At 49.3% G+C, this 21999-nt stretch carries 17 protein-coding genes and 1 riboswitch; of the genes, 15 read left to right on the forward strand and 2 right to left on the reverse strand.

The genetic code is table 11. The features are described 5' to 3' along the window. Positions 1–65 precede the first annotated feature (65 nt). From DWV73_RS07650 to DWV73_RS07665, 4 genes are all read left to right on the forward strand, one after another. Entirely contained in the window at positions 66–881 is an 816-nt protein-coding gene (locus tag DWV73_RS07650; protein WP_022359195.1) for a MoxR family ATPase, read from the forward strand. Next, a complete protein-coding gene (locus DWV73_RS07655) occupies positions 871–2064 on the forward strand; it encodes a VWA domain-containing protein (RefSeq protein WP_117796347.1) in 1194 nt (397 codons plus the stop codon). Before DWV73_RS07650 ends, DWV73_RS07655 begins: the two co-directional genes overlap by 11 nt. A gap of 90 nt (positions 2065–2154) precedes the next feature. Next, a riboswitch (NiCo riboswitch) is annotated at positions 2155–2239 on the forward strand. Positions 2240–2344: 105 nt separating this feature from the next. After that, complete coding sequence (locus DWV73_RS07660; RefSeq protein WP_117796348.1) at positions 2345–3235, forward strand: cation diffusion facilitator family transporter; 891 nt, start codon at positions 2345–2347, stop codon at positions 3233–3235. Between the two features lie 419 nt (positions 3236–3654). After that, on the forward strand, positions 3655–5016 hold the full coding sequence (locus DWV73_RS07665) for a L,D-transpeptidase family protein (protein ID WP_242995774.1): 1362 nt from the start codon (positions 3655–3657) through the stop codon (positions 5014–5016). Between the two features lie 434 nt (positions 5017–5450). Here DWV73_RS07665 and DWV73_RS07670 read toward each other — a convergent pair whose 3' ends face one another. Continuing rightward, complete coding sequence (locus DWV73_RS07670) at positions 5451–6074, reverse strand: hypothetical protein (protein ID WP_117796349.1); 624 nt, start codon at positions 6072–6074, stop codon at positions 5451–5453. A 540-nt stretch (positions 6075–6614) separates the two neighbouring features. Here DWV73_RS07670 and pruA point away from each other — a divergent pair. The 8 genes from pruA (at position 6615) to DWV73_RS07710 (ending at position 16582) form a co-directional block, all read left to right on the forward strand. After that, complete coding sequence (gene pruA / locus DWV73_RS07675; protein ID WP_117796350.1) at positions 6615–8240, forward strand: L-glutamate gamma-semialdehyde dehydrogenase; 1626 nt, start codon at positions 6615–6617, stop codon at positions 8238–8240. Positions 8241–8901: 661 nt separating this feature from the next. Next, entirely contained in the window at positions 8902–10290 is a 1389-nt protein-coding gene (locus DWV73_RS13150; RefSeq protein ID WP_333549855.1) for a dihydrofolate reductase, read from the forward strand. 91 nt (positions 10291–10381) lie between these two features. Then, positions 10382–11272 (forward strand): sulfide/dihydroorotate dehydrogenase-like FAD/NAD-binding protein, encoded by an 891-nt coding sequence (locus tag DWV73_RS07685; protein ID WP_022359686.1) that lies wholly within the window; start codon positions 10382–10384, stop codon positions 11270–11272. After that, positions 11272–12669, forward strand: coding sequence for an NADPH-dependent glutamate synthase (gene gltA / locus DWV73_RS07690; RefSeq protein ID WP_117796351.1), 1398 nt, complete (start codon positions 11272–11274; stop codon positions 12667–12669). The genes DWV73_RS07685 and gltA overlap by 1 nt, the downstream gene beginning before the upstream one ends. Beyond that, positions 12669–14081, forward strand: a complete 1413-nt coding sequence (locus tag DWV73_RS07695; RefSeq protein WP_117796352.1) for an MATE family efflux transporter — start codon at positions 12669–12671, stop codon at positions 14079–14081. Before gltA ends, DWV73_RS07695 begins: the two co-directional genes overlap by 1 nt. A 68-nt stretch (positions 14082–14149) precedes the next feature. Next, on the forward strand, positions 14150–14842 hold the full coding sequence (locus tag DWV73_RS07700; RefSeq protein ID WP_022359683.1) for a hypothetical protein: 693 nt from the start codon (positions 14150–14152) through the stop codon (positions 14840–14842). Between the two features lie 175 nt (positions 14843–15017). After that, the gene (locus tag DWV73_RS07705) at positions 15018–16028 is read left to right on the forward strand and encodes a GGGtGRT protein (RefSeq protein WP_117796353.1); all 1011 of its coding nucleotides are present in this window, start codon (positions 15018–15020) and stop codon (positions 16026–16028) included. A 230-nt stretch (positions 16029–16258) separates the two neighbouring features. Continuing rightward, positions 16259–16582 carry a DUF3870 domain-containing protein gene (locus DWV73_RS07710; RefSeq protein ID WP_022359681.1) on the forward strand — a complete coding sequence of 108 codons (324 nt, stop codon included), beginning with the start codon at positions 16259–16261 and terminating at the stop codon, positions 16580–16582. 149 nt (positions 16583–16731) lie between these two features. On the opposite strand, the gene DWV73_RS07715 is transcribed toward DWV73_RS07710, so the two are convergent. Then, a complete protein-coding gene (locus DWV73_RS07715; RefSeq protein ID WP_117796354.1) occupies positions 16732–18138 on the reverse strand; it encodes an amidophosphoribosyltransferase in 1407 nt (468 codons plus the stop codon). A gap of 448 nt (positions 18139–18586) precedes the next feature. Here DWV73_RS07715 and DWV73_RS07720 point away from each other — a divergent pair, with 448 nt between their 5' ends. The 3 genes from DWV73_RS07720 to recA all read left to right on the forward strand — a co-directional run bounded on the left by DWV73_RS07720 (position 18587) and on the right by recA (position 21940). Further along, positions 18587–19537 carry a polysaccharide deacetylase family protein gene (locus DWV73_RS07720; protein WP_117796355.1) on the forward strand — a complete coding sequence of 317 codons (951 nt, stop codon included), beginning with the start codon at positions 18587–18589 and terminating at the stop codon, positions 19535–19537. Positions 19538–19608: 71 nt separating this feature from the next. Beyond that, a complete protein-coding gene (locus DWV73_RS07725; RefSeq protein WP_022359678.1) occupies positions 19609–20499 on the forward strand; it encodes a S8 family peptidase in 891 nt (296 codons plus the stop codon). 364 nt (positions 20500–20863) lie between these two features. Continuing rightward, a complete protein-coding gene (recA, locus tag DWV73_RS07730; RefSeq protein WP_022359677.1) occupies positions 20864–21940 on the forward strand; it encodes a recombinase RecA in 1077 nt (358 codons plus the stop codon). Positions 21941–21999: the final 59 nt, after the last annotated feature.

The following is a 21999-nucleotide window of genomic DNA, read 5'->3' on the forward strand; positions in this document are numbered from 1 at the left end:
TTATGCTGCCCTTGTTAGTGTTTACAGTTATGTAAAAGGAGAACTTTCTAAAAGGAGAATTTACCATGCAGCAATTTCACGGCAGTGACGAATACATCGCTTCGGATGAACTGATCCGCAGCGTTAACATTGCGGCGGCGCTCAAAAAGCCGCTCTTAATCAAGGGAGAACCGGGCACTGGAAAGACGATGCTCGCGGAGGCGATTGCCAGATCCCTCGATATGGAACTTTTGATCTGGAATATTAAATCGACGACCCGCGCACAAGACGGTCTTTACGTGTACGATACGGTACAGCGTCTTTACGACAGCCAGTTTGGTGCGGATGGCGTTGATGATATTGCCAGATATATCCGCCTCGGAAAGATGGGAGAGGCATTTGAGAAGGAAAAGCAGACGGTTCTTTTGATCGATGAGATCGATAAAGCGGATTTGGAATTCCCGAACGACCTGCTCTGGGAACTTGACAAGATGGAATTTTACATTCCGGAGACGGGAAAGACTGTCAAAGCGAAGCACCGTCCGATTGTGATTATTACCTCCAATGCGGAGAAGGAGCTGCCGGATGCGTTCCTGCGCCGCTGTATCTTCCATTATATTGCATTCCCGGAGCAGCCGATGATGGAGAAGATCATCAAGGCACATTACCCGGATCTCGACCAGAAGCTGATCGACGGCGTGCTGGACGCCTTCTACCGGGTGCGCGATCTGCGCGGCCTGCAGAAGAAGCCGAGTACCTCCGAGGTGTTGGACTGGATTCAGGCGCTTGTGATCGGCGGCGTGCCGGTGGAGAAGCTGGAAAAGGAGATCCCGTTTGCGGGGGTACTCTTAAAAAAGACAGAGGATTTAAAGCTGGTGGAGAATAACCGATATGTTTACTGATTTTCTGTATCTACTCCGTTCTTACGGGATGAAGACGAGCCTCAATGAGTGGAACAGCCTGATGGATGCTCTGGAAATGAACCTGAACGACGCGAGCCTGACGGAGTTTTACTATATGGCGAGGGCGGTTCTGGTCAAAAAAGAGTCCGAATATGACAAATTTGACCAGGCATTTCTGGCATATTTTAAAAATGTGCAGACGTTTGAGGAACTTCCGAAGGAGGTCTTAGACTGGCTTGCCAAGGCGCACGCGCAGACGCCGTATGATAAGGATGAGGTCGATGCGCGGTTTGCGGGACTTGATCTGGACGATATCCGTAAAATGATGGCGGAACGACTGAAAGAGCAGCATGAGCAGCACCACGGCGGCAATAAGTGGATTGGAACCGGCGGTACGTCGGCATTTGGACATTCCGGTTACAGCCCGAAGGGCATCCGCGTGGGCGGACCGGGCAAAAACCGGAGCGCGCTGCAGGTGGCGGAACAGCGGAATTACCGCGATTTCCGCGACGATGCGGTTATCCAGATCCGGCAGTTCCAGGTGGCGCTCAAAAAGCTGCGTCTTTTATCCTGCCGTGAGGATGGACCGAAAACGGAACTCAATGTGGAGAAAACGATCGAGAAGACCTGTGACGAAGGCGGACGTCTGGAGCTCGTCATGGAGCGCCCGAGAAAGAACCAGACGAAGCTCCTGCTTCTGATGGACAGCGGCGGGTCGATGTGGGCATATGCGGATCTGTGCAACCGGCTGTTCCAGGCGGTCAATCAGTCGTCCCATTTTAAGGATTTGAAGATTTATTATTTCCACAACTGTTTCTACGATCAGCTGTTTACGACGCCGTCCTGCTCCTGGCGGGATAAGATCTCGACCGAGTGGGTCTTTCACAACCTGAAACCGGAATACAAGGTAATTCTGGTCGGGGATGCGTCGATGGCGCCGTCGGAACTTCTGTACCGCGGCGGCAGTCTCGACTATTTCCACAGCAACGAACGGACGGGCATTTACTGGCTGCAGGAGATGCACCGGCGTTTTCCGTCGGCGATCTGGCTGAACCCGATGCGGGAAAATAACTGGGCATATGCCTACGGTGCGTACACGATCAGCCTGATCCGAGATGAGATCCCGATGTTTCCGCTGACGGCGGCAGGGCTTGAGGCTGGGATTAAGGAATTGAAGAAATAAATTATGGAAGAAAGGGCGTTTCCCGATATTGACAACTAAGTAAACTTGTGCTATTATTCATCATAAACTCTTTGCACTGCATATCAAACTACAGTACAAACTGAGCAGACCGTGAATATCATGGGGTCGGGTCGCAGAAGCGACAGTGGAAGTTAGTTTCATCCACGGGACAGTAGTTACTCATACTGGTTCGTGGGTGTTTTTTTATACTTTTTTACGGGTTAAACCGCAGCACCCACCTATCGTTAGTGCCATGAGATATTTTTTGGAGGTAACGAATATGAAACAGAACGATTTTCAGAAGGTGGCAAATCAGGTGTCTTTTGTAACGATAGTAGTGAACATCCTTTTGGCGTTTATGAAGCTGTTAGCCGGCGTGTTCGCACATTCGAATGCGATGATCAGTGACAGTATCCATTCGGCGTCCGATGTGTTCAGCACGATGATCGTGGTGATTGGAATTAAGCTGTCGTCCAAACAGCCGGACAAGGAGCACCCGTATGGACATGAGCGGATGGAGTGTGTGGCTGCGATTGTCCTCTCGATGGTTCTTTTTATGACAGGTCTGGGGATTGGCGTGGAGGCGCTTACGGACGTGCTCAAGGGAGAATACAGTCACCTGCAGGTTCCGGGAATGCTGGCGCTGGCAGCGGCTGTTATATCCATTGTCAGTAAAGAAGCGATGTACTGGTACACCCGATATTATGCGAAAAAGATTGATTCCAGCGCACTGATGGCAGATGCATGGCATCACCGTTCCGATGCGTTTTCCTCGATCGGTGCGCTGGTCGGAATCGTGGGCGCGAGAATGGGATTTCCGGTCATGGATCCGATCGCGAGCCTGGTTATTTTCGTCTTTATCGTGAAAGCGGCGTATGAGATTTTTAAAGATGCGATGGATAAAATGGTCGATCATTCCTGTGATGAGAAGACCGAAGAACAGCTGCGCGCCTGCGTTCTTCAGAATCCAGATGTGGCGCGGATTGACCTGCTTCAGACGCGGATCTTTGGCAATAAAATTTATGCGGACATTGAGATTGAGGTAGACGGTTCCATGCCGCTGCGGGAGGCGCACAAGATTGCCGAGTTGGTGCATAACAGCATTGAAAAGACATTTCCGAAGGTAAAACACATTATGGTGCATGTCAATCCGGAAATTGACCGGAAATAGAAAGAAGGACTGCCGCAGACTGGCATATTTCCTTTTAAGCAGACCAAGATAACAATAAAAATCTTGTTTACTTAGAAGAGGGCATGCCAGATGCAGCGGTCCTTTTGGCGCTTTTGGGAACATGAAAATTTTAAACATTTTTAAGGACGTTCTGAAAGTTATACTTCCCATTTGCAATGAATACCATCATACTGCAAAATGGAAAAACTGCAATCATGAATATGGAAAAAATGAAAGAAAAAGGAAAGAAAAAGGAACCGTTAAGAAATTCTTACGAATTGGATCTTTTGACGATCTTTTTTAGAATCGGTCTGGACTTTTTTTCCTACTCTGCTATAATAAGGATTCAGAATCCATATATACAGGCCGCAGCCAGATGGCGCGGCAGAGAGGTTTGTGAAAAAATGAAAAATAAAAGTATGAGTATACTTAAAATGACTGGTGCGGCAGCTGCACTGGTGCTCATGTTTGCACAGCCAGTACTGGCAGATGGCAGTTTTGCAAATGGAACAAGTGTAAATGGCGTCGCAGTCGGCGGAATGAGCAACGAGGAAGCGAAGGCAAAGCTGGAGCAGAATTACGGTTCTTATAAATTAACGATCAAAGAACGTGGAGGCAAGACAGAAGAGATCACCGCAGCGGAGATCGGCTATAAAGTAGTGATTACAAATGAGCTGCAGGCAGCGATTGACCAGCAGGCAGCAGGGGCAGCTGGAGCAGGAGCGCTGACGATCGCGATGCCGCTTTCCTGCGATCAGACGATGCTTGCAAACCGCATTGCTTCCTTAAATTGTATGTCAGATAGTGCAGCACCGACGGTAGATGCCCATATATCCGCCTGGGAAGAAGGAAAAGATTTCACGATTGTTCCGGAAGTAAAGGGAGAATCTGTGGATAAGGCAAAGGTACAGACGGCGATCAATGCAGCGATCGCCTCCGGCATGACAGAGATTGATCTGGAAGCCTTGGGATGTTACACACCGATCCAGGTGACTTCCGGCGATGCATCCTTAAAAGCACTCTGCGCCCAGATGAACCAGGCTAAAAATGCGGTCATTACCTTCCATATCGGTGAGGCAACCGAGACACTGTCCGGTACTGAATATGTCAGCTGGTATACAGGCGGCGAGAATGGTGTCATTACTGTAGACCGCGATAAGGCAGCTGCCTACATCAAGGCGCTGGCAGCGAAATACGACACAGCTGGAACTACCCGTACTTTCCATACCACTTCCGGAAAAGAGGTTGCCTTGACAGGCCCTTATGGATGGAAGATTGACCAGACTGCAGAGACAGACAACCTGGTTCTGATGGCGCAGACAGGCATCAATCAGGAACGTGAAGTCCAGTTCTCCCAGCAGGCAGCCAGCCATTCAGACGCAGACTGGGGCAATACCTACGCAGAAGTTGATTTCGGTGCCCAGCATGTATATATGTACGAAAACGGCGCCCTGACCTGGGATGCCCCATGCGTAACCGGAAACGTATCCAAAAACTACACAACCCCGGAAGGTATTTACAGCCTGACCTACAAGCAGACCGACCGCGTTCTGCGCGGCGCCAAACGGGCAGACGGCACATATGAATATGAAAGTCACGTAGATTATTGGATGCCATTCAACGGCGGCATCGGTTTCCATGACGCAAGCTGGAGAAGTAAATTCGGCGGAACCATCTACCAGTATTCCGGTAGCCACGGCTGCATCAATCTGCCGGTTGATAAAGCAAAACTTCTCTACGAGAAAGTATATAAGGGAATGCCAGTTCTCTGCCATAACTAAACGTCTATTCTAATTGCTCATTCAGCAATTAGAAGAAGGACTAGCAGTGACGGCATTACTTTATTAGATAATAAGATAAGACAGTAGATGTCAGCTAAAATCATAAACACAATACTGTCATAAAAAAGATCCTACGTCGTCATCCAGCCGCATTCATGCGCTGGATGACACCAGGATCTTAAATTTTACCAAGTTATCATCCAATAAACAGGAGAAAAAGCCGCCAGAGCAAAAATGGAATTTTCGAGACTGTGGATTTACTTGGCAGATTCGGATTTGATGTTGAAAGAAACCGCAACAAACTTGCTTTGTGAGGATTTCTTTCTGTTTTTAATCAAACCGAAGATGCCTAGAAAATCCCAGTCTTCGAAACCTGATCATTTTTGCCCGGGCGGCTTTTTCTCTGTCCCTCTCACGAAAACCAAACTAATTATCTATTTTCCTTCCCCAATAATCAATTCTTCCCCATACGGCAAAGTCTTGATCCAGTCACAGAATGTATGCCACTCCGCCAGCTTATGATCCTTTCTGGCATAATAAATATTAATCAGTGTCTCATAATTAAACGAACAAGTCCGCATCTGATTATAACTGCTCGGCAGCAGCTGGATCATATCATACCAGTCATCCTTATTCTTTGTCTCCAGATAACGCAGGCGGATTTCCTCCAGCTTGGCGACAACTGTTTCCATAAATGCGCGTGTTCCGGCTGTCATGTGGTCGCAGCTGAAATCGTCCATCGAAAACGGTTTGCTGGCGATTTTGTGCATCGTGCTGGTTGAATTGGCGACGGTCGCTACTTTATAAGTATCATATTCTTTCCACCAGTAGAGAGGTGCGGTCACATCGACTGAGACAAATACCTGGCGCAGAAACTTGCGGTGGTCGCTGCCTGCTTTGCGGAGACGTTTCGCAAGGTCGAGATCGTTCGGTCCCAGTTTATATTCGCCATTCTCATCATAAAAGCTGTCCATCCGTCCCCAGCTGTTCATCGGATTGCGGGCACCGCGCATGGCATTTTCCAGATTCATGACGCTGGTACGTTCTAATTTAAGCATAATCAAACTCCTTTTTTCATATAAGTGAATTATTTTCAGGATAAACTCACTTTTGTGAGTTGTTTCAGGCGGGATCAGTATACCACAAAAACCATGTCCCGTAAACAAAGCATAAAAAAACATACAGAATTACAAGAATCGATAGTTACTGTTCCCGGGTGGGCACTTTTGGAAGCAGAAGTGCCGTAAGAAAACGTGGTGGCAGCAGGAATTTACCGTATTTAAATGCGAAGCCACGGCAAATTCCGTTACTGGGCACGTATGCGTGAACAGTAAGATCGATAAAAATTACAATCCAAAACAGAATACAGGAAAAAGCAAAGATATTATGCGATATGCACAGAAAAACATAATGAAAATATGTATTTTTAAATATGAAATAGTATTGACACAAAATGAAAAACGTGCTAATATTTAGCTATAGAAATTCATTGATATGAAAAATAACAAGAAAGAGTTAGATTTCATGAAAATAAAGCGAGAAAAGTTTTCGTATCATAATCACAAATGAGACAAAATGTCAAAAAGGAGAGATGAGCAATGAGCAATGGATATTTCAAAGTAGAGATGCCGAAAAATGAGCCGGTAAAAGCATATCTTCCGGGAAGCCCGGAGAGAGCCAGCTTAAAGAAAGAGCTGGAGCGCCAGTCCGCACAGGTTGTTCAGGTTCCGATGATCATCGGTGGTAAGGAAGTTTGGACAGAGAGAAAGACCAAAGCAGTTATGCCGCATGACCATGCTCATGTAATCGCAGAAGCAGCTTCCGGCGGTGAGAAAGAGTTAAAGGATGCAATTGCAGCAGCTCTGGCAGCTAGAAAAGCATGGACCGAGATGCCGATGGAACACCGCGTATCTATCTTCTTAAAAGCAGCTGATTTAATCGCTGGTCCGATGAGAGATAAAGTAAATGCAGCTACCATGTTAGGACAGAGCAAGACCGCATATCAGGCTGAGATTGATACCTGCGAGCTGATTGATTTCCTTCGTTTCAACGTATACTACTTACAGCAGATTTATGACAGACAGCCGAACAACACACCGAATGTTTGGAACCGCATCGAGTACCGTCCGCTGGAAGGTTTCGTAACCGCGATTTCCCCATTCAACTTCACATCCATCGGTGCTAACCTTCCGACCGCTCCGGCGATCGCAGGTAACGTAGTTCTCTGGAAACCGGCTACCACAGCAGTTCTTTCCAACTACTATGTAATGCAGGCCCTGATGGCTGCAGGACTTCCGGCAGGTGTTATCAACTTTGTACCGAGCCGTGGTTCTGACATGAGCAAGTACGTATTAAGCGATCCGAACCTGGCAGGATTCCATTTCACAGGTTCTACCGAAGTGTTCAGCGGTGTTTACTCCTTAGTAGGCGAGAACATCAAGAAATACAAAACATATCCGCGTCTGGTTGGCGAGACTGGTGGAAAGGACTTCATCTTTGCTCACAATTCCGCAGACGTACCGGGTCTGGTAGCAGCTCTGACAAGAGCATCCTACGAGTATCAGGGACAGAAGTGCTCCGCAGCTTCCCGTGCATTTGTTCCGGCAAGCATCTGGCCGCAGGTTAAAGAGGGTATGCTGGCAGAGATTGAGAAGATTAAAATTGGCGATATAACCGATTTCAGAAACCTGATGGGCGCTGTTATCGATGCATCCGCATTCAAGACCAACAAAGAGTACATCGACTATGCAAAAGCATCCGAGGATGCAGAAGTTATCTGCGGCGGATACGATGATTCCAAGGGATATTTCATATATCCGACCCTGATTGAGGCTAAGAAGCCAGATTTCAAGACTATGGTAGAGGAAATTTTTGGACCGGTTATGACCGTATATGTATATCCGGATGACAAACTGGATGAGACTCTGGCAAGCTGCGATACCGCAACGTCCTATGGTCTGTCCGGAGCAATCTTTGCAGATGACCGCGAAGCTATCGTTAAGATGGAAGATGCACTTAAAGGAACAGCCGGAAACTTCTACATCAACGACAAGCCGACCGGTGCAGTTATCGGCCAGCAGCCGTTCGGTGGTGCAAGAGCATCCGGAACCAACGACAAAGCCGGCAGCGAGATCAACATGTATCGCTGGTTAAGCCCGAGAACCATCAAAGAACTCAGAGTACCGTGCCTGGATGTAACATATCCGTACATGGTTGAGGCATAAGCAGTGCAAAGCAGGGCAGTAAGACAGGAACGTTGTGCTTGCACATAAGGAACTGTCTTGCTGGACTGATTTATAGGGCGCAGCCCGTCCAGCGAAGAAAAGCGCAGCTTTTTTTAGCTGGGGCACTGAGCACGCTGAAGCCACTGAGCATGCTGGGGTGCAGCTCTTCCCCATAATTTACTAAATTAAAACCAACCACCCAGAGGATCGGCGCTGATCCGGAATCTGTGTAACGAAACACACGATTTCATATCGGTGCCGATCCTTTTTATAATTTAGAAAATCTGTCCGAGTATCCCAGCCACACCCGCTCAGATATTGTTCCGTTTGTTTGGAATGAAATTGCGGCATTCTGTTATTAAAAATCCCATTATGTTACTGCTCACACATGTGTGCCCAGCAACGGGATTTTGCCGATGCTGCGCATTCCAAATCGGCAAAATCTGCTGCGAGAACTGTATCGTACAGAATTTTCAGTTCAGAAAATTCCTATTTGTGAACAGTTACCCTATTATTCCTTACATTCATCTGATTTGAACCAGTCCTTGTATTTTTCATAAAGATCCAGTAAAATCAAATACGAAATATGGATTTGAGGATTTGTTTTTGTTCAAATTTTCTCGGTTCGATTTTAAATTCAAACAAAAAGGATGAGAAAGCAATGACGGTGATCGATGTATCTGGCTGCGGAAGCGGTGCGGTGTTTTTGATAAAGGGAAAAGCCAATCTCCTGTTCGAGGCGGGGATGGCGTATGCTGCCGATCAGATGGTGGAAAATATAAAAAGAGAACTGGGCGATGCAGAGTTAGACGCGGTTCTTTTATCCCATTCCCATTATGATCATGTAGCGGGGCTTCCGGCGGTGCGGAAAGCATGGCCGGGGGTGAAAACATATGCTTCCGAGCGCGCAAAAGAAATTTTAGTGAAACCGGGCGCTTTGAAGACGATCCGGCGTCTAAGCGGCGAGGCGGCAGAAGCGGCGGGGCTTCCATGGGATTCGGAATATGACGATGCAGATTTACAGATTGATGTATCGCTGGAGGACGGCGAGACGATCGAACTGGGCGACCATACGATCTACGCGTTTGCGACGATCGGCCACACGAAATGTTCCATGTCTTACCTGATTGATGATGAGTTGATGCTGTGCAGTGAGACGGTAGGCGTCATGGGGCATGATGGGAGTTATATGCCGTCGTTTCTGGTAGACTATAAGGCGGCAGAAGAATCGATCGAGTATTCATCGGAATTGGATGCAAAAGAGATTATTTTAAACCACTATGGCTTTGTCAGTGAAGCGGATAAGGCGACGATCTGGGATGTCCTGATGCAGAAGCTTCGTGACAGCCGTGATGCAATGATTGATATTATGAACCGGTTCCCGGAAGAAGAGACGGCGCTTCGGGAGATGGAGCGCGTGTTCCATTCTCATGTAGATAAGAAAGAACAGCCAGACGAGGCATTCTATATCAATGCGGCGAGCATGATGAAGACACTCAAAAGACAGTTTCCGGAACGGTTTCCGAGACATTTTCAGCTGATTGCGGCAGTGGATCGGAACTGGGGTATCGGCAATAAAGGGCAGATGCTGACGGTGATCCCGGCGGATCAGAAATTATTCCGGCAGGAAACGATGGGAAAAATCATCGTGATGGGCTATAAAACGTTTCTGACTTTCCCGGCTCAGCGACCGCTGGATGGCAGAATCAACCTGATTTTGACAAAAAAGAAGGCTCTGAGCGTAAAGGGGGCAGAGATCTGCCACAGTGTCGAGGAGGCGCTGGTGCGGATTGACGAGCTGAAACAGGAAAAACATCTGACAGATGTAGATGTCGTCATCATCGGCGGCGAGTCGATTTATCGGCAGTTTCTTCCGTTCTGCGACACAGCGCAGATCACCTGGATTGATTTTTCCTATGTGGCAGACACACATATGGTTGATCTGGAGAAAGAAGGCTGGGAACTGGTAAGACGAAGCGGCGAGCAGACATTTTTCAATTTGTGCTATGAATTCAGGGAATATCGGAAGCTGGAAAAGGAATCGCTCTAAGGTTGTCAAAAATAGGACAAAGTGGTAAAATAATTGAGAATTCTGAAAAGTCAAACAATAAAATGTTCATATAACTGTAAGGAGGAATAGAATGTACCCGATTTTAAAAGCTGAAAAACTGGCAGATAAGATTTATCTGATGGTTGTAGAAGCACCGCGTGTAGCGCGTGCATGTGAGCCGGGCGAATTTGTCATCGTCAAGATGGGCGAAGAGGGCGAGAGAATCCCGCTGACTATTTGTGATTTTGATCGTCAGGCAGGAACGATCACGATCGTATTCCAGACCGTGGGAGCTTCTACCGAGAAGATGAGTACCCTCAAGGCTGGGGATGCATTCCATGATTTCGTAGGACCGCTTGGAAATCCGTCCGAGTTTATCCATGAGGATGTAGAAGAGCTGAAAAAGAAGAAATACCTCTTCGTAGCCGGCGGTGTCGGTGCGGCTCCGGTTTATCCGCAGGTAAAATGGATGCATGAGCACGGCATTGATGTAGATGTTATCGTAGGTTCTAAGACCAAAGATCTGCTGATCCTGACCGAGGAGATGGAGAAGGCAGCCGGAAACCTTTACATCACAACCGATGATGGCAGCTTTGGCATTAAAGGTATGGTTACAGGTGTCATCGAGGATTTAGTTGAAAAACAGGGACGCAAGTACGATGTCTGTGTTGCAATCGGACCGATGATCATGATGAAATTTGTCTGCCTGCTGACGAAAAAGCTGGAGATTCCGACGATTGTCAGCCTGAACCCGATCATGGTAGATGGAACCGGTATGTGTGGTGCCTGCCGTGTCACCGTAGGCGATCAGGTCAAATTTGCCTGCGTAGACGGACCGGAGTTTGATGGACATCTCGTTAATTTTGATGAGGCGATGGAACGTCAGAGAATTTATAAGACTCAGGAAGGCAGAGCGATGCTGCGTCTGAAAGAAGGCGATACGCATCACGGCGGATGCGGACAGTGCGGAGGTGACAAATAATGGAAGCAAAGAGAGATATGATGAAAAAGGTGCCGGTCAGAGAGCAGGATCCGAAGGTACGTGCGACTAATTTTAAAGAGGTATGTCTCGGCTATAATATGGAAGAAGCAGTTGCGGAGTCTGAGAGATGTCTGAACTGTAAAAATGCAAAATGTATCGCTGGATGCCCGGTTTCCATCGATATTCCGGCGTTTATCCAGGAAGTAAAAGCGGGAAATATTGAGGAGGCAGCGAAAGTCATCGCACTTTCTTCGGCACTTCCGGCAGTCTGTGGACGTGTCTGCCCACAGGAATCCCAGTGTGAGGGACAGTGTGTGCGCGGTATCAAGGGCGAGGCGGTTTCCATTGGTAAACTTGAGCGCTTCGTGGCAGACTGGTCCCGTGAGCATGGTTTTGTACCGGCAGCGCCGGAGAAGACAAACGGAAAGAAAGTAGCAGTCATCGGTTCCGGTCCTGCAGGTCTGACCTGTGCAGGCGATCTGGCAAAACTGGGCTATGAAGTAACCATTTTCGAGGCACTTCATGAGCCGGGCGGAGTATTGACCTACGGCATTCCGGAGTTCCGTCTTCCGAAGGACGGCGTTGTACAGCCGGAGATCGAGAATGTCCGCAAGCTGGGCGTTAAGATTGAGACAAACGTAGTTATCGGAAAATCTATCACAATCGACGAACTGATGGATGAAGAAGGTTTCCAGGCAGTATTCATCGGTTCTGGCGCCGGACTTCCGAAGTTCATGGGTATTCCGGGTGAAAATGCCAACGGCGTATTTTCTGCGAATGAGTACCTGACCAGAAATAACCTGATGAAGGCATTCCGCGATGATTATGACACACCGATCATGGAATCAAAGAAGGTAGTCGTAGTCGGCGGCGGAAACGTAGCGATGGATGCGGCAAGAACGGCTCTGCGTCTCGGTGCAGAAGTTCATATTGTATATAGAAGAAGTGAGAAAGAGCTTCCGGCACGTGTGGAGGAAGTACATCACGCAAAAGAGGAGGGCATCCATTTTGACCTTCTGACCAACCCGGTTGAGATTCTCGAGGATGAGAACGGATGGGTCAAAGGCATCGTATGCCGCCGTATGGAGCTTGGCGAGCCGGATGAATCTGGAAGAAGACGTCCGGTTGAGGTGGTCGGTTCTGATTTCACCATCGATGCAGATACCGTTATCATGGCGCTGGGTACTTCCCCGAACCCGCTGATTTCCAATACAACCAAAGGTCTGGAGATCAACCGCTGGAGATGTATCGTGGCGGATGAGAGCAATGGAAAGACAACGAAAGAGGGCGTTTACGCCGGAGGCGACGCAGTGACTGGCGCGGCTACGGTTATTCTCGCGATGGAAGCCGGACGAGCAGGTGCAAGAGGCATCGACGAGTATCTTTCTGCAAAATAATGAAATCTCATCATGTAGATTTGCTGAATGAAGCAATCGCCCCGGCACTGACCCGACTGGCTCTTCCGATCATGGCGACTTCTCTGGTTCAGATGCTTTACAATCTGACCGATATGGCGTGGATCGGACGCCTCGGGGCGGGCGCCGTCACGGCGGTGGGATCGGCAGGTATGTATACCTGGTTTTCACAGGGGTTTGCGATTTTGGCGAGGACGGGCGGTCAGGTAAAGACCGCCCATTGTCTTGGTGCGGGAGAAAATGACAGTGCGGCGCAGTATGCGAGAGGTGCGCTGCAGTTGGGAATTTTGTTTGCCGTGCTGTATGGGCTGGTTTCGCTCTTTGGAGCCAGTCGGTTAATTGGATTTTTTAAATTAAACAGCCCGGAGGTGATTGCACAGGCAGAATGGTATGTGCGGATCGCCTGCGGGCTTGTGATCTTTTCTTATTTAAATGCGATTTTGACCGGACTTTTGACGGCGGCGGGAAACAGCCGGACACCGTTTATCGTCAACGTGGCGGGGCTTGGCTTCAATGTTGTGCTGGATCCGGTGCTGATCTTTGGAATCGGACCATTTCCGGAACTGGGAGTCAGCGGAGCAGCGGCTGCGACGGTCACGGCACAGGCGCTCGTAAGCCTCCTGTTTTTCAAGGCAGTCCTGCGGGAAAAGGTGCTGTTTCCGCATCTGCGTCTCTGGGTGCTGGTTCCGGTGAAGGTTTGGAGGGAGATCGTGCGGATCGGTGTGCCGTCGGCGGTGCAGAACCTGATTTACGCTGGAATTTCGATGATTCTGACCCGCCTTATCACCGGATGGGGTGATCTGGCAGTGGCGGCACAGCGTGTTGGCAGTCAGATTGAATCCGTTTCCTGGATGGTCGGAGATGGCTTTTCGGCGGCAGTCAATGCATTCCTCGGACAGAATTATGGGGCGAAGCGGTATGACCGTGTGCGCCGCGGCTATTTCTGTGCGATCGCGATGACGGCGGCGTGGGGACTCTGCACGACATTTTTGCTGATCGGAATGGCGCGTCCGCTGTTCTCGATCTTTTTGCATGAAGAAAAGGTCATGGCGATAGGCGTCAATTACCTGCGGATCGTGGGACTGAGCCAGATGTTTATGATGGTGGAACAGACCTCGATCGGTGCGTTTTCCGGTCTGGGGCGAACGCTGTATCCGTCGATCGTTAGCGTGACTTTTACCTCCGCGCGCATCCCAGTGGCGGTGTTGTTGTCCTCTGTGATGGGACTTAGCGGTATCTGGTGGGCGTTAAGTATTTCCAGCATGGTAAAGGGGTGTATTCTGTTCGTCAGTTTTGTCGTGTTTTTGTATGTTTTTTGGAGAGAAAGAAAGATGAGGAAACCGTCTGAAAAGTTACAAAAAACCTATGGACGAATTGAGAATTTCGTGAGATAATAGGGACAGGATTGATGTGATAAAATTAACAAAGTACAAAATCCAATCATTTCGAAAGGAGTCTTACAATGATTTATTCACAAGAAGTAGAAAATATGTGTCCAGTAGCCCAGGGCGTAAATCACGGCGCTGCTCCGATCCCGGAGGAAGCAAAGTGGGTTAAGTCCAAAGAAGTAAAGGATATTTCCGGTTTAACACACGGTGTTGGCTGGTGTGCGCCGCAGCAGGGTGCTTGTAAGCTGACCCTGAATGTTAAGGAAGGTATCATTCAGGAGGCTCTGGTAGAGACGATCGGATGTTCTGGTATGACCCATTCTGCAGCGATGGCAGCAGAGATTCTTCCGGGAAGAACCGTACTGGAAGCATTAAATACAGACCTTGTCTGTGATGCAATCAACACCGCCATGCGTGAGCTGTTCCTCCAGATCGCATATGGCAGAACGCAGAGTGCGTTTTCTGAAGAGGGGCTTCCGATTGGTGCCGGCCTTGAAGACCTTGGAAAAGGACTCCGCTCTCAGGTAGGTACGATGTACGGAACTCTGAAAAAAGGTCCGCGTTACCTTGAGATGGCAGAAGGCTATGTAACAGGAATTGCACTGGATGAAGAAGATCAGATCATTGGTTATCAGTTTGTAAACTTAGGTAAGATGACCGACTTCATCAAGAAGGGCGACGATCCGACCACTGCATATGAGAAGGCAAAAGGTCAGTACGGCCGTGTAGACGATGCAGTTAAGATTATCGATCCGAGACAGGAATAATTGTTATTGTACATAGATAGGAATTTTCTGAACTGAAAATTCCGTACGATACACTTCTGACATCGGAGTTTGCCGATTTGGAATGCGAAGCATCGGCAAAATCGCGTTGCTGGGGCACGCATGCGTGAACAGTAACAAATAATCACAGGGTACATAGTTAAGGAGGAACATCACAATGGCATTATTTGAATCATACGAGAGACGAATTGACAAGATCAATTCCGTATTAAATAGCTATGGCATTGCTTCGATCGAAGAAGCTGAGAAGATCACGAAGGATGCCGGACTGGATGTATACGATCAGGTAAAGAAGATCCAGCCAATCTGTTTTGAAAATGCGTGCTGGGCTTACACGGTAGGCGCGGCAATCGCAATCAAGAAAGGCTGCCGCAGAGCTGCCGATGCGGCGGCAGCGATCGGCGAGGGACTGCAGGCATTCTGTATTCCGGGTTCCGTAGCAGATCAGCGTAAAGTAGGTCTGGGACATGGAAACTTAGGTAAGATGCTTCTGGAAGAAGAGACCGACTGCTTCTGCTTTCTGGCAGGTCATGAGTCCTTTGCAGCCGCAGAGGGTGCGATCGGTATCGCAGAGAAAGCAAACAAAGTTCGTAAAAAACCGCTTCGCGTTATCTTAAACGGTCTTGGCAAAGATGCGGCTCAGATCATTTCCCGTATCAACGGCTTTACATATGTAGAGACAGAGATGGATTATTACACAGGCGAAGTGAAAGAACTGTGGAGAAAATCTTACTCCAAGGGACTTCGTGCGAAAGTAAACTGTTATGGTGCAAATGACGTTACCGAGGGTGTAGCGATCATGTGGAAAGAGGGCGTAGACGTTTCCATCACCGGTAACTCCACCAACCCGACCCGTTTCCAGCATCCGGTAGCAGGTACATATAAGAAGGAATGCATCGAGAAAGGCAAGAAATACTTCTCCGTAGCATCTGGCGGCGGTACAGGACGTACCCTTCACCCGGATAACATGGCAGCAGGTCCGGCTTCCTACGGCATGACCGATACCATGGGACGTATGCACTCCGATGCACAGTTCGCAGGTTCTTCCTCTGTACCGGCTCATGTAGAGATGATGGGTCTGATCGGTATGGGTAATAACCCGATGGTCGGCGCTACTGTGGCGGTTGCGGTAGGAATTGAGGAAGCTGCGAAGGCTGGGAAATTCTAAAAAATATTGATTTTTCAAAATCAGTCCGCAGCCATTTGGCATCCGTAAAAATAATGTGAGAGCGTTTGGTTTCTTCTGTTCCTTTTACGATGTATTGTAATCCTACATATTTTATATGGTTCCGAGGAAGCGTAGCTTGTACCTTTCCTAAGAACATGGTATCATAAAACCAGTATATGGATGAAACTGCTTTTATCAGGGCAGTTTCGAAGAAAAGGGGAAACGATATAATGTATAAGGATGATACGATTCTGGTTGTAGGTCAGGCGAAACCGAGCAAGGAGGACGCGATTTACAGCCTGCACGGCGAGTTTTATGTGAGTTTTGTAGTAGAACGGGCGACGGGAAAGATTCTTGATCTGGAGTGCAATACGATTTTGTCGGTGACGCGCAATTTTGTTGTGTCGATGCTGCTTGGAAAGAGTTTGAAAACGGATTTGGACGAGATGCAGCAGAGTATCCGGGAAAGGTATTTTGCACTGACTCAGAAGCCGCTCATTGCCTGTCTGAAGGACGCACATAACCGTTATATGATGGTGACAGGGCAGAAGTGATGTGGGTATTGGCGGTGTGCTTGTATAAACTATAAAGGCACGGTGCTGATAAAACGATTGGCAGAGAATTAACAGAATAAAGATGGCAGCTCATCAGCAGAAATTGATGGGCTGCCATTTTGGTTATCATAGAAACGTATTCTACAACATTATTCTTTTCCGTTCCAGCAATACGTACACAGCTTGCACGGTTCCAGACCAATCGACTCGATTAAATCGTCGAGGCGGTGGAACTGCAGGGAGGTAAAGTTTAAGCGTTTACGGATTTCTTCGACCATTTCCTTATAATTCTGGCTGTCTGGGTTTGCATAATCATCCAGAAGCTCCGGGGAAACATTGTCGCCCTCACGGTCGCGGATGATGCGGCGTGTGATGAGGTCCAGCTCGGAATTGGAGCGGGAGAAGTTCAGATATTTACATCCAAACAGCAGCGGCGGACAAGCCGGACGGATATGTACTGCTTTGGCACCGCTCTGATACAGAAATTCGGTTGTTTCGCCGAGCTGGGTGCCGCGGACGATGGAATCGTCGATTAAGAGCAGACTCTTGTCGCGGATCAGGGCGTCTACCGGGATCAGCTTCATACGTGCGATCAGGTTTCTCTGGCTCTGGGTGGTCGGCATGAAGGAACGCGGCCAGGTTGGGGTATATTTAATGAATGGACGGGCAAATGGAATGCCGGATTCATTGGCGTAGCCGACTGCATGCGCGATACCGGAATCGGGGATTCCGGCTACCAGATCGGCGTCGGACTGATCGCGTTTGGCAAGCATACGACCGCAGTGGTACCGCATTTCCTCGACGTTGATTCCTTCGTAGCAGGAGGTCGGATAACCGTAGTAAACCCACAAGAAAGAACAGATTTTCATTTCCTTGCGAGCCGGGCTGAGTACCTCTACGCCGTCGGCGTTCATGCGGACGATCTCGCCCGGTCCCAGTTCTTTGTAGTCCGTGTATCCAAGGTTGATGTATGCAAAGCTTTCAAAGGAAACACAGAACGCACCATCTTTGCGTCCGATGATCGCCGGGGTACGTCCGAGGCGGTCACGGGAGATATAGATGCCCTCCGGGGTCAGCAGGAGAATGGTCATGGAACCCTTGATTTTTTCCTGTGCCAGTTTCAGACCTTCAACAAGGGAATCTGCCTGACTGATGATGGCGCCGACCAGCTCGGTTGCATTGATCTTGCCGCCGCTCATTTCCATGAAATGAATATGCCCGTTCTTAAATGCTTCCTGAATCAGCTCTTTTTCATTATTGATCTTGCCGACTGTGGTAATGGCATAGCTTCCTAAGTGCGACTGAATTAACAGAGGCTGCGGTTCCATATCTGAGATACAGCCGATGCCCATGTTACCCTGCATTTCATCGACATCGTGCTCAAATTTTGTACGGAACGGGGAATTCTCGATATTGTGGATAGAACGGCTGAAACCGTTTTCTCCATAAACCGCCATACCACCGCGTCGTGTTCCCAGATGGGAATGATAGTCCGTACCAAAAAAAAGATCCAGTGTACAGTTTGTTTTTGATGTGACACCAAAAAATCCGCCCATTTGTTACTTCCTTTCAACTCTTTTGTCAATAAACTCCATGTGTTACGTTGCACGCGTTGTGATGCGTAACGACATCATTTTTATCATAGCATATATTAGGTGTATTACACAATATGAAATATTTATTAAAAATACTTATGAATATTCTTTGGAGCTGTTTACAGGCAGGCACATTTGGGATCGAAAGCGTCATAAGAGAACGTGGAGGTAGCAGGAATTTGCCGTATTTAAATGCGAAACCACGTCAAATTCCGTTACCGGGCACGTATGCGTGAACACTAACCTTGTCAGAAAAATGTAAGAAGTAAAATGGGACGAAGTGTTCTTAATAAAGGAAGAGTGTGATATAATAAAACCATTGTACGTGAGTATGTCACATGGTCGGCTGTTCCGGATTGCATCGGAATGGCAGAAGAAAAAGAAAACAATTTGGAGGGTTTGGAGCGGTATGAGAAAAACATGGAAAATGAGAGCAGCAGCACTGTTACTTACGGCGGTCTGTACGGTAGGGGCGTCGTTTGCGGCGTATGCGGATGATGTGCCGTCCGGACCGGCATCGGATATGGAGCTGATTCAGAGGCGGGAGCAGGCGTCCGGTTCCCAGAATGAGGCGGGGGATGCACAGACGGCTGCTGGCAGCGAGAATCATGCTGGCGCAGCGGAAGGACAGCAGACAACAGAGAACCAGGAGACAGGAAATAACGGACAGACTGCTTCTGAGACACAGGGAACGGAGCAGGGGGACAGCCAGGTTCCGGATGGAATGGTAGCCAGCGGCGGTCGTTATATCGATCCGAATGCACCGATGGTGGCACTGACCTTTGATGATGGTCCGTATGCCCCGGTTGGAAACCGCATCATGGATTGCGCGGAACAGTACGGCGGCCGTGTGACCTTTTATGTGGTCGGAAACCGTGTGAATTCCTATAAGAGTGAGATTCAGCGGATGTATGCCAATGGGCATGAGATTGGAAATCACACGCAGGATCACAAGTATCTCCAGAAGTTAGGCGCACAGGAGATTCGTCAGCAGGTGGAGGCCTGCAATCAGGCGGTTGCCGCGATCACAGGCGAGGCACCGAAAACAGTCCGTCTTCCGGGCGGTGGAAAAAACAGCACTGTGCTTGCCAATATCAGCCAGCCGATCGTACTCTGGGATGTGGATACGCTGGACTGGAAGACGCGCAATGCGGCTTCATCGGTGCAGACCGTGTTAAACCAGGTAAAAGATGGCTCGGTGGTTCTGATGCATGAGCTTTACAATGCTTCCGGTGATGCGGCAGTCACGATCATTCCGGCGCTTGTGGAGCGTGGCTATCAGCTGGTGACGGTCAGTGAGCTGGCGCAGTTCCGCGGTGGACTGGCAGGCGGAACCGTCTATTACAGCTTCCACAAATAAGAGGCTGCATTCACATACGGCGAAAGCCCCCATATTCTAACAGTAAGGGAAGAATATGGGGGCTTTTTCCTGTGAACCGGGCGAGAGAATGGATTCATTGCAATGAGGCGTACAGACGAGGACTGACAGGAAAAGGCGTCGGGGTGGCGATCCTGGACACAGGGGTATTTCTGCATCCGGATTTGGAAAATTGCGTTTACGGATTTCGGGATTTCCTTAAGAAAAAGCAGCAGCCGTATGATGACAATGGGCATGGAACGCATGTGGCAGGGATGATTGCCGGCAGCGGCACGGCGTCGGCGGGACGCTATCAGGGTGTGGCGCCGGGGGCGCAGCTGGTCTGCCTGAAAGTGCTGGATCAGAGGGGAAATGGGTATGTATCGGATGTGCTGGCAGGGCTTCGCTGGGTGCGCCAGAATGGCAGCCAGTACGGGATCCGGATTATCAATATATCGGTTGGCTCCTTTACACCGAAGGGAATGAGCGAGGATTCGGCGCTGGTGCGCGGTGTCGATGCGGCGTGGGATGCCGGGTATGTGGTCGTGGTGGCAGCGGGAAATAATGGTCCAGCCGCGCACACGATCACAACGCCGGGGATCAGCCGGAAGGTCATCACGGTGGGATGTGCGGATGATGACCGGGAGGTAGAGGTGGCAGGCAGCCGGATGGTGGACTATTCGGGGCGGGGGCCGACGGACGCCTGCATCTGCAAGCCGGACATTGTGGCGCCTGGATCACGGATTGTGAGCTGTAACCTGCGGCGGAACGGGTACCGTTTTAAAAGCGGGACGTCCATGTCTACGCCGCTTGTCGCGGGGGCGGCGGCGCTTCTGCTGGAGCAGAACCCGGACATGACGAACCGGGATGTGAAGCTTCGCTTTAAAGAGCGGGCAGTGGATCTGGGGCTGCCGCGCAACCAGCAGGGCTGGGGGGCGCTGGATATCGGGCGGCTGTTAGAGTAGAAGCGGGGCGGTGCCAGATGACGTGTACAGGCAGGCATTTTTGCAACGGAAGGTTTTGTGTGAACAGTAATGGTGGCAGCGTAACTGTTCACAGGTAGGAATTTCCTGAACTGAAAATTCCGTACGACACAGTTCGGGTAGCAGCTTTTCTCGGCAAAATAATAGACAGAACCAGCCGGAAAATGATATAATTGTAGATACTTTGAATCGCAGAATCAGGTTATAGATCCGGCAGCATCCTGCAGTGCGTCCGGGGGAAAACCAAAAGAAAACAGTTGACATTTACAGCCGGATCCGCTATGATAGAGCTAAGTTTAGAACGTTTGTTCGTGATTGGCCGCGGAGCGGCGCTTTGGAGGGAAAGATGAATAAAGAAGACAAGCTGAAAGCATTGGATGCTGCGTTGACACAGATTGAGAAAGCATACGGAAAAGGCTCGGTGATGAAGCTGGGTGATTCTGGTGCGAATATGAATATAGAGACGATTCCGACCGGCTCCCTGAGCCTGGATATTGCACTGGGACTGGGCGGTGTTCCGAAGGGACGAATCATCGAGGTATACGGACCGGAGTCCAGTGGTAAGACGACGGTTGCCCTGCATATGGTGGCAGAAGTACAGAAGAGAGGCGGTATCGCTGGATTTATCGATGCAGAGCATGCACTCGATCCGGCATATGCGAAGAAGATCGGTGTTGATATCGATAATCTGTATATCTCCCAGCCGGACAACGGCGAGCAGGCGCTTGAGATTACCGAGACGATGGTGCGCTCCGGTGCGATCGATATCGTGATTGTGGACTCGGTTGCCGCACTGGTTCCGAAGGCAGAGATTGACGGTGAGATGGGTGATTCCCACGTAGGTCTGCAGGCACGTCTGATGTCGCAGGCACTCAGAAAGCTGACCGCAGCAATCAGCCGTTCAAATTGTATCGTTATCTTTATCAACCAGCTGCGTGAGAAGGTTGGTATCATGTTCGGAAACCCGGAGGTTACGACCGGTGGACGGGCACTCAAGTTCTATTCTTCTGTCCGCATGGATGTCCGCCGGATTGAGTCTCTGAAGCAGGGCGGCGAAGTGATTGGAAACCGTGTCCGCATCAAGGTTGTGAAGAACAAGATTGCTCCGCCATTCCGTGAGGCAGAGTTTGATATCATGTTCGGAAAAGGTATTTCCCGTGAGGGCGATATCCTGGATCTGGCGGCGAAGGAGAACATCGTGGAGAAGAGCGGCGCCTGGTATGCTTATGAGGGCAGCAAGATCGGTCAGGGACGCGAGAACGCGAAGAATTTCCTGGCAGCAAATCCGGAAATCTGCCTTGAGATTGAGAACAAGGTACGTGTCAAATACGGACTTTCCGAAGACACGATGATGCCGGAGGCGTCCAAGGAAGCACCGACGGAGCTTCCGCCGGTAGGAGTGGACGCAGAGGACGAAAAATAGAGTAAAATCCTGTTACAGGGCACATATGTGTGAACAGTAACAGGAAAAGTTACAGCTGG

It is taken from the genome of Clostridium sp. AF12-41 (genome assembly GCF_003461685.1).
GTDB lineage: Bacteria > Bacillota > Clostridia > Lachnospirales > Lachnospiraceae > Otoolea > Otoolea fessa.

What these genes read in the sequence shown, in the direction of transcription:
- DWV73_RS07710 (WP_022359681.1), top strand. Translation starts at nt 16,259, where the DNA reads ATGTATAAGGATGATACGATTCTGGTTGTAGGTCAGGCGAAACCGAGC.
- DWV73_RS13150 (WP_333549855.1), top strand. Translation starts at nt 8,902, where the DNA reads ATGACGGTGATCGATGTATCTGGCTGCGGAAGCGGTGCGGTGTTTTTG.
- DWV73_RS07660 (WP_117796348.1), top strand. Translation starts at nt 2,345, where the DNA reads ATGAAACAGAACGATTTTCAGAAGGTGGCAAATCAGGTGTCTTTTGTA.
- gltA (WP_117796351.1), top strand. Translation starts at nt 11,272, where the DNA reads ATGGAAGCAAAGAGAGATATGATGAAAAAGGTGCCGGTCAGAGAGCAG.
- DWV73_RS07720 (WP_117796355.1), top strand. Translation starts at nt 18,587, where the DNA reads ATGAGAAAAACATGGAAAATGAGAGCAGCAGCACTGTTACTTACGGCG.
- DWV73_RS07655 (WP_117796347.1), top strand. Translation starts at nt 871, where the DNA reads ATGTTTACTGATTTTCTGTATCTACTCCGTTCTTACGGGATGAAGACG.
- DWV73_RS07670 (WP_117796349.1), bottom strand. Translation starts at nt 6,074, where the DNA reads ATGCTTAAATTAGAACGTACCAGCGTCATGAATCTGGAAAATGCCATG.
- DWV73_RS07650 (WP_022359195.1), top strand. Translation starts at nt 66, where the DNA reads ATGCAGCAATTTCACGGCAGTGACGAATACATCGCTTCGGATGAACTG.
- pruA (WP_117796350.1), top strand. Translation starts at nt 6,615, where the DNA reads ATGAGCAATGGATATTTCAAAGTAGAGATGCCGAAAAATGAGCCGGTA.
- DWV73_RS07665 (WP_242995774.1), top strand. Translation starts at nt 3,655, where the DNA reads ATGAGTATACTTAAAATGACTGGTGCGGCAGCTGCACTGGTGCTCATG.
- DWV73_RS07695 (WP_117796352.1), top strand. Translation starts at nt 12,669, where the DNA reads ATGAAATCTCATCATGTAGATTTGCTGAATGAAGCAATCGCCCCGGCA.
- DWV73_RS07705 (WP_117796353.1), top strand. Translation starts at nt 15,018, where the DNA reads ATGGCATTATTTGAATCATACGAGAGACGAATTGACAAGATCAATTCC.
- DWV73_RS07685 (WP_022359686.1), top strand. Translation starts at nt 10,382, where the DNA reads ATGTACCCGATTTTAAAAGCTGAAAAACTGGCAGATAAGATTTATCTG.
- DWV73_RS07700 (WP_022359683.1), top strand. Translation starts at nt 14,150, where the DNA reads ATGATTTATTCACAAGAAGTAGAAAATATGTGTCCAGTAGCCCAGGGC.
- DWV73_RS07715 (WP_117796354.1), bottom strand. Translation starts at nt 18,138, where the DNA reads ATGGGCGGATTTTTTGGTGTCACATCAAAAACAAACTGTACACTGGAT.
- recA (WP_022359677.1), top strand. Translation starts at nt 20,864, where the DNA reads ATGAATAAAGAAGACAAGCTGAAAGCATTGGATGCTGCGTTGACACAG.